Annotated in this window: 10 protein-coding genes; 8 read left to right on the plus strand and 2 right to left on the minus strand. The window is 60.8% G+C overall.

What is annotated here, in order from left to right; all coding sequences use genetic code 11:
• Nucleotides 1-127: 127 nt before the first annotated feature.
• From DBR18_RS15315 to DBR18_RS15330, 4 genes are all read left to right on the plus strand, one after another.
• Nucleotides 128-2,719 carry a glycosyltransferase gene (locus DBR18_RS15315; RefSeq protein WP_108590934.1) on the plus strand — a complete coding sequence of 864 codons (2,592 nt, stop codon included), beginning with the start codon at nt 128-130 and terminating at the stop codon, nt 2,717-2,719.
• Between the two features lie 240 nt (nt 2,720-2,959).
• On the plus strand, nt 2,960-4,111 hold the full coding sequence (gene dapE / locus DBR18_RS15320; RefSeq protein ID WP_108590935.1) for a succinyl-diaminopimelate desuccinylase: 1,152 nt from the start codon (nt 2,960-2,962) through the stop codon (nt 4,109-4,111).
• A complete protein-coding gene (locus DBR18_RS15325) occupies nt 4,111-4,920 on the plus strand; it encodes a putative RNA methyltransferase (protein WP_108590936.1) in 810 nt (269 codons plus the stop codon). Before dapE ends, DBR18_RS15325 begins: the two co-directional genes overlap by 1 nt.
• A gap of 75 nt (nt 4,921-4,995) precedes the next feature.
• The gene (locus tag DBR18_RS15330) at nt 4,996-5,373 is read left to right on the plus strand and encodes a hypothetical protein (protein WP_007964251.1); all 378 of its coding nucleotides are present in this window, start codon (nt 4,996-4,998) and stop codon (nt 5,371-5,373) included.
• 93 nt (nt 5,374-5,466) lie between these two features.
• Here the strand turns inward: DBR18_RS15330 and DBR18_RS15335 are convergent, their stop codons facing one another.
• Nucleotides 5,467-5,676, minus strand: coding sequence for a cold-shock protein (locus DBR18_RS15335; protein WP_007964248.1), 210 nt, complete (start codon nt 5,674-5,676; stop codon nt 5,467-5,469).
• A 237-nt stretch (nt 5,677-5,913) separates the two neighbouring features.
• Here DBR18_RS15335 and plsB point away from each other — a divergent pair, with 237 nt between their 5' ends.
• The 4 genes from plsB (at nt 5,914) to DBR18_RS15355 (ending at nt 10,356) form a co-directional block, all read left to right on the plus strand.
• A complete protein-coding gene (gene plsB / locus DBR18_RS15340; RefSeq protein WP_108590937.1) occupies nt 5,914-8,412 on the plus strand; it encodes a glycerol-3-phosphate 1-O-acyltransferase PlsB in 2,499 nt (832 codons plus the stop codon).
• Between the two features lie 97 nt (nt 8,413-8,509).
• Nucleotides 8,510-9,121 (plus strand): hypothetical protein, encoded by a 612-nt coding sequence (locus DBR18_RS15345; RefSeq protein WP_256588722.1) that lies wholly within the window; start codon nt 8,510-8,512, stop codon nt 9,119-9,121.
• 125 nt (nt 9,122-9,246) lie between these two features.
• Nucleotides 9,247-9,645 (plus strand): YbaY family lipoprotein, encoded by a 399-nt coding sequence (locus tag DBR18_RS15350; protein ID WP_108590938.1) that lies wholly within the window; start codon nt 9,247-9,249, stop codon nt 9,643-9,645.
• A gap of 21 nt (nt 9,646-9,666) precedes the next feature.
• Nucleotides 9,667-10,356 (plus strand): DUF4197 domain-containing protein, encoded by a 690-nt coding sequence (locus DBR18_RS15355; protein ID WP_108590939.1) that lies wholly within the window; start codon nt 9,667-9,669, stop codon nt 10,354-10,356.
• Nucleotides 10,357-10,419: 63 nt separating this feature from the next.
• Here DBR18_RS15355 and DBR18_RS15360 read toward each other — a convergent pair.
• Nucleotides 10,420-10,769, minus strand: a 350-nt coding sequence (locus tag DBR18_RS15360) for a DUF6124 family protein (protein ID WP_108590940.1), incomplete at its 5' end; no start/stop codon positions are given.

The raw sequence follows: 10,769 nt of genomic DNA on the forward strand, positions 1-10,769 counted from the left end.
GACTGCCCAACATCGAGCATTTCCCTGTCCGGTGTACGACCAGTGAATTGCCGGTGTAGGATTCGCGCCCTTTTGGCGTAAGCCGAACCGTTCCTTCGTTCCACAGCCTTTGGAACCCGAAATAGCTATGTCATCGCGTAAATTTGGTCTCAACCTGGTGGTGGTTCTGGCAATCGCCGCCCTGTTCACCGGTTTCTGGGCGCTGATCAACCGCCCGGTCTCCGCGCCCAACTGGCCGGAGCAGATCTCCGGTTTCTCCTATTCGCCATTTCAGCAGGGACAATTCCCACAGAGGGATCAGTATCCGACTGACGATGAAATGCGCCGCGACCTGGAGATCATGAGCAAGCTGACGGACAACATCCGCATCTACTCGGTCGACGGTTCGCTGCAGGACATCCCGAAGCTGGCGGAAGAGTTCGGTCTGCGCGTGACCCTCGGGATCTGGATCAGCCCCGATCAGGAACGCAACGAGCGGGAAATCCAGCGCGCCATCGAACTGGCCAATACCTCGCGCAGCGTGGTGCGGGTGGTGGTCGGTAACGAGGCGATCTTCCGCAAGGAAATCACCGCCGAACAACTGAGCGTGCTGCTCGACCGGGTTCGTGCTGCGGTGAAAGTGCCGGTGACCACGTCCGAGCAGTGGCACGTCTGGGAAGAACACCCGGAACTGGCCAAGCACGTCGACCTGATCGCTGCGCACGTGCTGCCGTACTGGGAATTCATCCCCGTCGACAAGGCCGGACAATTCGTCTTCGACCGCGCCCGTGACCTGAAAAAGCTGTTCCCGAAAAAGCCGTTGCTGCTGTCCGAAGTCGGCTGGCCGAGCAACGGTCGCATGCGCGGTGGCGCCGATGCGTCGCCGGCGGATCAGGCGATCTACCTGCGTACGCTGGTCAACAAACTCAACCGTCAGGGCTTCAACTACTTCGTGATCGAAGCCTTCGACCAGCCGTGGAAGGCCAGTGACGAAGGTTCGGTGGGCGCTTACTGGGGCGTGTTCAACGCTGCACGCCAGCAGAAATTCAACTTCGAAGGCCCTGTAGTCGCGATCCCGCAATGGCGTGTGCTGGCTATCGGCTCGGTGGTGCTGGCGCTGTTGTCGCTGACCCTGCTGATGATCGACGGCTCGGCCCTGCGCCAGCGTGGCCGGACCTTCCTGACCTTTATCGCGTTCCTCTGCGGTTCGGTGCTGGTGTGGATCGGTTACGACTACAGCCAGCAATACAGCACGTGGTTCAGCCTGACGGTGGGTTTCCTGCTGGCGCTCGGTGCGCTCGGGGTGTTTATCGTGTTGCTTACCGAGGCGCATGAACTGGCCGAGGCGGTATGGATTCACAAGCGTCGGCGCGAATTCCTGCCGGTGGTGGGCGACTCCAGCTATCGCCCGAAAGTGTCGATTCACGTGCCCTGCTACAACGAACCGCCGGATATGGTCAAACAGACCCTCGATGCCCTGGCCGCCCTCGATTACCCGGACTATGAAGTCCTGATTATCGATAACAACACCAAAGACCCAGCGGTTTGGGAACCGGTGCGCGACTACTGCGCAACCCTCGGCCCGCGCTTCAAATTCTTCCACGTCTCGCCCCTGGCCGGCTTCAAGGGTGGCGCGCTGAACTACCTGATTCCGCACACCGCCAAGGACGCCGAAGTGATCGCGGTGATCGACTCCGACTACTGCGTGCACCCGAACTGGCTCAAACACATGGTGCCGCACTTCGCCGATCCGAAAATCGCCGTGGTGCAGTCGCCGCAGGACTACCGCGACCAGAACGAAAGCACCTTCAAGAAGCTCTGCTACGCGGAGTACAAAGGCTTCTTCCACATCGGCATGGTCACCCGCAACGACCGTGACGCGATCATCCAGCACGGCACCATGACCATGACCCGGCGTTCGGTTCTGGAAGAGTTGGGCTGGGCCGACTGGTGCATCTGTGAAGACGCCGAGCTCGGCCTGCGCGTATTCGAAAAAGGTCTGTCGGCGGCGTATTACCACGACAGCTACGGCAAGGGTCTGATGCCGGACACCTTCATCGACTTCAAGAAGCAGCGTTTCCGCTGGGCCTACGGCGCGATCCAGATCATCAAGCGCCACACCCGCAGCCTGCTGCGCGGCAAGGACACCGAGCTGACCCGTGGCCAGCGTTACCACTTCCTCGCGGGCTGGCTGCCGTGGGTGGCGGATGGCATGAACATCTTCTTCACCGTCGGCGCGCTGTTGTGGTCGGCAGCGATGATCATCGTGCCGCAACGGGTCGATCCGCCGCTGCTGATCTTCGCGATCCCGCCATTGGCGCTGTTCGTGTTCAAGGTCGGCAAGATCATCTTCCTCTACCGCCGCGCCGTCGGCGTGAACCTCAAGGATGCGTTCTGCGCGGCGCTGGCCGGGCTGGCGTTGTCGCACACCATCGCCAAAGCGGTGCTGTACGGCTTCTTCACCAGCAGCATTCCGTTTTTCCGCACGCCGAAAAATGCCGACAACCACGGTTTCTGGGTGGCGATTTCCGAAGCGCGGGAAGAACTGTTCATCATGCTGCTGTTGTGGGGCGCGGCGCTGGGGATCTACCTGGTGCAGGGCATTCCGAGCAACGACATGCGCTTCTGGGTGGTCATGCTGCTGGTGCAGTCGCTGCCGTACGTCGCGGCGCTGATCATGGCGTTCCTGTCGTCGCTGCCAAAACCTGCGGCGGAGCCTGAACCGGCGCCTGTCGTCTAATTGTTCTTCGATGCACTAAACGGCGGCCAATGGTCGCCGTTTTGCTTTAAGATAACCGCCATTTTGCAGGGCTTGGCGGGATATCGGTCTGACTGACCGAACACTATCCCCTGTAGGAGTGAGCCTGCTCGCGATTGCGGTGTAACAATCAATGTTTAAGTTGACTGACACACCGTAATCGCGAGCAGGCTCACTCCTACAGTCAGTCCGCGCCCACATTCATGATCCCCGGAGTTTCCCATGACGGCCCACGCCGACCTTTCGCCGACCCTCCAACTCGCCATCGACCTGATCCGCCGTCCGTCCGTGACGCCGGTCGATGCCGATTGCCAGAAGCAGATGATGCAGCGCCTGGGCGATGCCGGTTTCACCCTGGAGCCGATGCGCATCGAGGATGTGGATAACTTCTGGGCGACCCATGGCAACAACGACGGCCCGGTGCTGTGCTTCGCCGGCCACACCGACGTGGTGCCGACCGGTCCGGTGACCGCCTGGCAGATCGACCCGTTCAACGCGGTAATCGATGAACACGGCATGCTCTGCGGCCGTGGCGCAGCGGACATGAAAGGCAGCCTGGCGTCGATGACCGTGGCCGCCGAGCGCTTCGTCGCCGACTACCCGAATCACAAGGGCAAGGTCGCGTTCCTGATCACCAGCGACGAAGAAGGCCCGGCGCACCACGGCACCAAAGCGGTGGTTGAACGTCTGGTTGCGCGCAAGGAACGTCTGGACTGGTGCATCGTCGGCGAACCGTCGAGCACCACGCTGGTCGGTGATGTGGTGAAAAACGGTCGTCGCGGCTCTTTGGGCGCCAAGCTCACCGTGCGCGGTGTGCAGGGTCACGTGGCCTACCCGCATCTGGCGAAGAACCCGATCCACCTCGCCGCCCCGGCGCTGGCCGAACTGGCCGCCGAGCACTGGGATCACGGCAACGATTTCTTCCCGCCGACCAGTTTCCAGATTTCCAACCTCAACTCCGGCACCGGCGCGACCAACGTGATCCCGGGCGATCTGGTGGCGGTGTTCAACTTCCGCTTCTCCACCGAATCCACCGTCGAAGGCCTGCAGAAGCGCGTGGTCGACATCCTCGACAAGTACGATCTGGACTGGCACATCGACTGGGCGCTGTCCGGTCTGCCGTTCCTCACCGAACCGGGCGCGCTGCTCGACGCGGTGTCGTCGAGCATCAAGGACATCACCGGCCGCGAGACCAAGGCGTCCACCAGTGGCGGTACGTCCGACGGTCGTTTCATCGCCACCATGGGCACCCAAGTGGTTGAGCTGGGGCCGGTCAACGCAACCATTCACCAGGTCAACGAGCGCGTGCTGGCGGCCGATCTCGACGTGCTGACCGAGATCTACTACCAGACCCTGATCAAGTTGCTCGCCTGATGCTCGCGTGCCCGATCTGCAGTGAACCGCTCAATGCGGTGGACAACGGCGTGGTCTGCCCCGCCGGCCACCGCTTCGACCGCGCGCGTCAGGGTTACCTGAATCTGTTGCCGGTGCAGCACAAGAACAGCCGTGATCCTGGCGACAACCAGGCCATGGTCGAGGCCCGCCGCGACTTCCTGAACGCCGGGCATTACGCGCCGGTGGCCAAACGTCTGGCAGAGCTGGCAGCCAGTTATGCGCCGGCGCGCTGGGTCGATATCGGTTGCGGTGAGGGTTACTACACCGCGCAGATCGCCGAGGCCCTGCCGGATGCCGATGGCTACGCGCTGGACATCTCCCGTGAAGCGGTGAAGCGCGCCTGCAAACGTAATCCGGCAATCACCTGGTTGATCGCCAGCATGGCCCGCGTGCCGTTGGCGTCGGGCAGTTGCCAGTTTCTGGCGAGCGTTTTCAGTCCGCTGGACTGGGAAGAGGCCAAGCGCCTGCTCAGCGTCGGCGGCGGGCTGATGAAGGTGGGGCCGACCAGCGGCCACCTGATGGAACTGCGCGAACGCCTGTACGACGAAGTGCGCGAGTACACCGACGACAAGCATCTGGCATTAGTGCCCGAAGGCATGGCGCTGGCGCACAGCGAAACCCTGGAATTCAAACTGACCCTGGACAAGCCCGAGGATCGCGCCAACCTGTTGGCGATGACACCCCACGGCTGGCGCGCCAGTGCCGAACGCCGCGCCGCAGTGATCGAGCAGGCCGAGCCGTTCGTGACCACCGTGTCGATGCGCTACGATTATTTCGTTCTTCAATAACTTTTGGTCTCGGGCGAGTGCCCGGGGCCGGCTAAATCCGCGAATGGATTTTTCAGACCCGCAGTGAGGACATCCATGCGCCAACCGGACATCGAGATTTACCTGAAAGACGCCGACGTCGACCACAAGGCGATTTCCGCCTGGCTCGGTGAGGCTCTGGGCCCGTGCAGCGACTGGGTACAGAAAGGTCAGACCTACAAGTGCAAGGCCGGCAACATCCCGGTGACCTGGCTGCCGAAAGCCGTGGGTAAATGGAACAGCCTGTACCTGGAAAGCGATGCGACCCCATGGGACGACGACATCGCCTGCGCCCGCGCCGCCTTTGCCGCGCTGAACGTCGAAGTGCGTTGCGCGCCGGGCACCTGGGTCGAGGAAGAAGGTGAGGAAACGGCTGATCGCTGGATTCGCATCAGCGCCGACGGTGAAGAAGAGATCACCTGGAAAACTGCCTGAAAGCAAAAGATCGCAGCCTTCGGCAGCTCCTACAGGGGAATGCATTCCAAACTGTAGGAGCTGCCGCAGGCTGCGATCTTTTGATCTTGAAAGTTACAGACCTACCACATCCTCAGCCTGCAAACCCTTCTCGCCGGTCACCACCGCGTATTCAACCTGCTGACCTTCAGTCAGCGAGCGATGCCCTTCACCGCGAATCGCGCGGTAATGCACGAACACGTCCACCCCGTCCTCGCGCTGAATGAAGCCGTAGCCCTTGGCGTCGTTGAACCACTTCACATTGCCGGTTTCACGTGTTGCCATCTGTTCATACTCCTTTTTTATTATTGAACAGGCTTTTCGCAGGAAAGCCTTTGCGGAACGTCAGACTGCGCCCGACGTCCATAAAGGGCCCCGGCGACAGATTGCCGAGTATATGACAGGCGCAAAAAGTCTCAACAGGAGATTACTTCGCCGCTTTTTTGCCGATTTTCGATGAATCCGGCAAACTGTCGACCGCCCGAGCACTTGCTCGGTTTTATTCACTCACGCAGAAGCCGTATGACCCGTTCCCCGTTCCGCCGTCTTGTGTTTGGCACCTTGCGCCGACTGTTGTACCTCTGGGTTCGCTCGGAGACGATCAACCAGTCGTCGTTCACCCTCAACCTCGACCGCAGTCGCCCGGTGTTCTACGTCCTGCAAAACCCTTCGCTCACCGATCTGGCGGTGGTCGACACCGAGTGCACCAAGGCCGGTCTGCCGCGTCCGGTGCTGCCGGTGTCGGTGGGGCCGTTGATCGAACCGGCGGCGTTTTTCTATCTGACGCCGGACCCGGACTGGCTCGGCCGTCAGGACAAGCGCGGCGCACCGCCGACCCTGACCCGACTGGTCAGCGCCCTGACCCAGAACGCCGCCGAAGACGCGCAGATCATTCCGGTCAGCGTGTTCTGGGGCCAGTCGCCGGACAGCGAAAACAGCCCGTGGAAGTTGCTGTTCGCCGACAGCTGGGCGGTCACCGGGCGTCTGCGCCGGCTGCTGAGCATCATCGTTCTGGGGCGCAAGACCCGCGTGCAGTTCTCGGCGCCGATCCACCTGCGCGAACTGATCGAGCACAACAAGGGCCACGAACGCACCGTGCGCATGGCCCAGCGCATCCTGCGCGTGCACTTCCGCAACCTCAAAGCCGCCGTGATCGGCCCGGACATCTCGCACCGGCGCAATCTGGTCAAGGGTCTGCTCAACCAGCCACTGGTCAAGCAGGCGATCCTCGACGAAGCCGAACGCGAGAATATCTCCCCGGAAAAAGCCAAGGCCCAGGCCCTGCGCTACGGCAACGAGATCGCCTCGGACTATACCTACACCGCGATCCGCTTCCTCGAAGTGGTGCTGAGCTGGTTCTGGAACAAGATCTACGACGGCATCAAGGTCAACCACATCGAAGGCGTGCAGAAGGTCGCCCAGGGTCACGAAGTGATCTACGTGCCGTGCCACCGCAGCCACATCGACTATCTGTTGCTGTCGTACTTGCTGTTCCGCAACGGCCTGACCCCGCCGCACATCGCCGCCGGGATCAACCTCAACATGCCGGTGATCGGCAGCCTGCTGCGCCGTGGTGGCGCGTTCTTCATGCGCCGCACGTTCAAGGGCAATCCGCTGTACACCTCGGTGTTCAACGAATACCTGCACACCCTGTTCACCAAAGGTTTCCCGGTCGAGTATTTCGTCGAGGGCGGCCGCTCGCGCACCGGACGCATGCTGCAACCGAAAACCGGCATGCTCGCGATCACGATGCGCAGCTTCCTGCGTTCATCGCGGATGCCGATCGTCTTCGTACCGGTGTACATCGGTTACGAACGCGTGCTGGAAGGTCGTACCTACCTCGGTGAACTGCGCGGCGCGAGCAAGAAGAAAGAGTCGATCTTCGACATCTTCAAAGTCATCGGCGCGCTCAAGCAGCGCTTCGGTCAGGTCGCGGTGAACTTCGGCGAGCCAATCAAACTGGCGGAGTTCCTCGACAACGAACAGCCAGACTGGCGCCAGCAGGAGCTCGGCCCGCAATACAAACCGGCATGGCTCAACGAGACCACCAATCGCCTCGGCGAAAAGGTCGCGCAGCACTTGAACGAAGCAGCGGCGATCAACCCGGTCAATCTGGTGGCGCTGGCGCTGCTCTCGACCACCCGCCTGGCACTGGACGATCGGGCCATGGCGCGGGTGCTGGATCTGTATCTGGCGCTGCTGCGCAAAGTCCCGTACTCGCCGCACACCACGTTGCCGGAAGGCGACGGTCGCGCGCTGATCGAGCATGTGAAAGACATGGATCTGCTGTCCGAGCAGAACGATGCGCTGGGCAAGATTCTGTATCTGGACGAGCAAAACGCCGTCCTGATGACCTACTACCGCAACAACGTGCTGCACATCTTCGCCCTGCCGGCGCTCTTGGCGAGCTTCTTCCAGAGCACCTCGCGCATGAGCCGCGAACAGATCCTGCGCTACACCCGTGCGCTGTATCCGTACCTGCAGGCGGAGCTGTTCATTCGCTGGTCGCTGGACGAAATCGACGGCGTCGTCGATCAATGGCTGCAAGCGTTTGTCGAGCAAGGCCTGCTGCGTTTCGAGAAGGACGTGTATATGCGTCCGGCGCCAAGTTCGCGACACTTTGTGTTGCTGACCCTGCTGTCGAAAAGCATCGCCCAGACCCTGCAGCGTTTCTACATGACCGTGTCCCTGCTGCTCAACAGCGGTCAGAACAGCATCAGCGCCGAAGAACTGGAAGACCTGTGCACGGTCATGGCCCAGCGCCTGTCGATCCTGCACGGTCTGAATGCCCCGGAGTTCTTCGACAAGAGCCTGTTCCGTCACTTCATCCAGACGATGCTCGATCTGGACGTACTGCGCCGCGACGAAGCCGGCAAGCTGAGCTACCACGAACTGCTCGGTGAGCTGGCCGAAGGTGCAGCCAAACGCGTGTTGCCGGCGGAGATTCGTCTGTCGATCCGTCAGGTGGCTTTACATCGCAGTGAAGATGCTGCCGAAACAGCGGATGCACCACAAGTATGAAACTTGCTGACAACTAACGGGGCCGTCCTGCAATGGCTCCGTTAGTTGATTCATGAATTAATAGGCTCAGTCCACCAATCACGAAACGGATATCGAGATGAGCCTGTTAAGTCAAAACACCCCTCACGTCACTTTGAACTTCAATCTGCCAGCGGACTTTGTCGCCCCACAGGGCGGTATCAGCGAAACGCGAGTCAGCGTCAAACTTGTTAACTCTTCAGCGCCTGTGATGATCAAGGAGTGGCGCCATGCTTCGCTCTATGACGTCGGGTGGAAGTTTCACTTCCCTCACCCTTACAAGGATGCAGGCGTGAAGTATCAGGTCAACGTCCAGATGTTTCATAACCATCAACCGTTGCTGATCGAACTGGACTACTTCGTCATCGTCAATAAGGCGCCGCATCGCCAGACCTTGCACTTGAGTCCAATCGGGCAACTTTATGTCGAAGTACAGGGACCCACGACGGTTCCGGCTGAAGAAGCCGTGACCGTCAGCCTGCATGAGTATGAGCAGCGGCAAGTTGAACTGGTACGCATCGACCATGACGAACAAACCGCCACTTCGTTTTATCTGAAATACGATCCCGGCAGCGTCGTCCCAGGCAAACGTTATGCACTTAGCGCCATTGAAAACCGCTACCACCAAGCGGTTTCGGTTTCACCTGGGTCGATCAAACTCTCCCCTGCATCGCCTGAAAAACGCACGTGATCATTTCAGGCTCTGATGCATTGACTGGAAAAACCCTTACGTTTGTTCACTGACGCTGACAGCAAAATCCGCTAGATTTCCCTTGGCGCCGGGATTCTTCCGGCGCACAAGTCTCAGAGGTCCCGATGAAAAAACTCACCCTTCTCGCCGCCGCCACCCTGTTGAGCGCCTGCCAGTCGCCCCCCCCCGCCGACAAGGTCGGCCTCGACGGCGAAGTGTTCTACCTGCAACGCATCGCCCTGCCGCCAAGCGCCACCCTGAGCGTGAGCCTGCAGGACGTGTCGCTGGCCGATGCCCCGGCGGTTGTACTGGATGAGCAAAAAGGCCCGGTCAAAGGCCAGGTGCCATTGCCGTTTCATCTGAGCTACGATCCGGCGCAGGTCAAACCCGGCCACCGCTACTCGGTCAGCGCGCGCATCGAAGTCAACGGCGAGCTGATGTTCATCACCACCGAAAACCACGCCGTGCAACTGGACGGCAACGATCCGCAGCCGCTGAAAATCCGCGTCGACGCCATTCGCTAATTGCCTTTCAAGGAAGCCGCCATGTTCCGCCCTACCCTTCGCCTCGCCGGCCTGTGCGCGGGCCTGATGATCTCTGCCAGCGCCCTGGCACTGTCGCTCAGCGACCTCTCGCAACAAGATGCCACCGGCGGCCTCAAGGACGCCCTGACCCAAGGCGCGCAAATCGCCGTCAAACAACTCGGCACCCCGGGCGGTTTCAGCAACAACCCGGACGTGAAAATCGAACTGCCAGGCAAACTCGGCAAAGTCGCCGGCAAGATGAAAGCCTTCGGCATGGGTGCCCAGGTCGACGAACTCGAAACCGCCATGAACAAGGCCGCAGAAAGCGCCGTGACCCAGGCCCAACCGATCCTCGTCGACGCCGTTAAGAAAATGACCGTGGCCGACGCCAAGGGCATCCTCAGCGGCGGCACTGACTCGGCCACCCAATACCTGGACAAATCCAGCCGCGAACAGATCCGCGCCAAGTTCCTGCCCATCGTCAAACAAGCCACCGACAAGGTCGGCGTAGCGCAAAAGTACAACGCCTTCGCCGGCCAGGCCGCGACCCTCGGCGTGGTGGATGCGAAGAGCGCCAACGTCGAAAGCTACGTCACCGAGCAAGCACTGAACGGCCTGTTCGAAATGATCGGCAAACAGGAAGAAACCATCCGCAAGAACCCGGCCGCCGCGGCGACAGGTCTGGCGAAGAAGGTGTTCGGCACATTGTAATTTTTGCCGCTGCACGCAAAAGCCCGCTGAACCTGTGAAGGTCAGCGGGCTTTTTGTTGCGCGTCAGCCTTGCGGATCGACTTGATCAAGGACGCGATTTACCGACAGCTCAGCGAGCGAAATCATCTGCTGAATGCCCAGAAGCTGACTGCACGTCGAGCCGCTCAGGGTAAACGCCAATTCACTGGCCATGACATTGGCCGAGGCCAGCGTTTCACAGGCATGGGCCAGCAGGGTTTCGGAATCGACTTCGGGAAGGACAGTGAAAATCGTGCTGGGCTGAGAGACGGGCCTGGGCTGCTTTTCCGCCTGGGGCTGCAGGTAGTGATCGAGCGCACGCAGGGCTGCGTCGTGGAGCTTGCGCGAATCGAGGAAGGCGTAGGGGGAAACGGGATCGGTTGGCCGCTCAGGGG

The sequence above is a fragment of the Pseudomonas sp. HMWF021 genome, assembly GCF_003061005.1.
In the GTDB taxonomy this organism is placed as follows: domain Bacteria; phylum Pseudomonadota; class Gammaproteobacteria; order Pseudomonadales; family Pseudomonadaceae; genus Aquipseudomonas.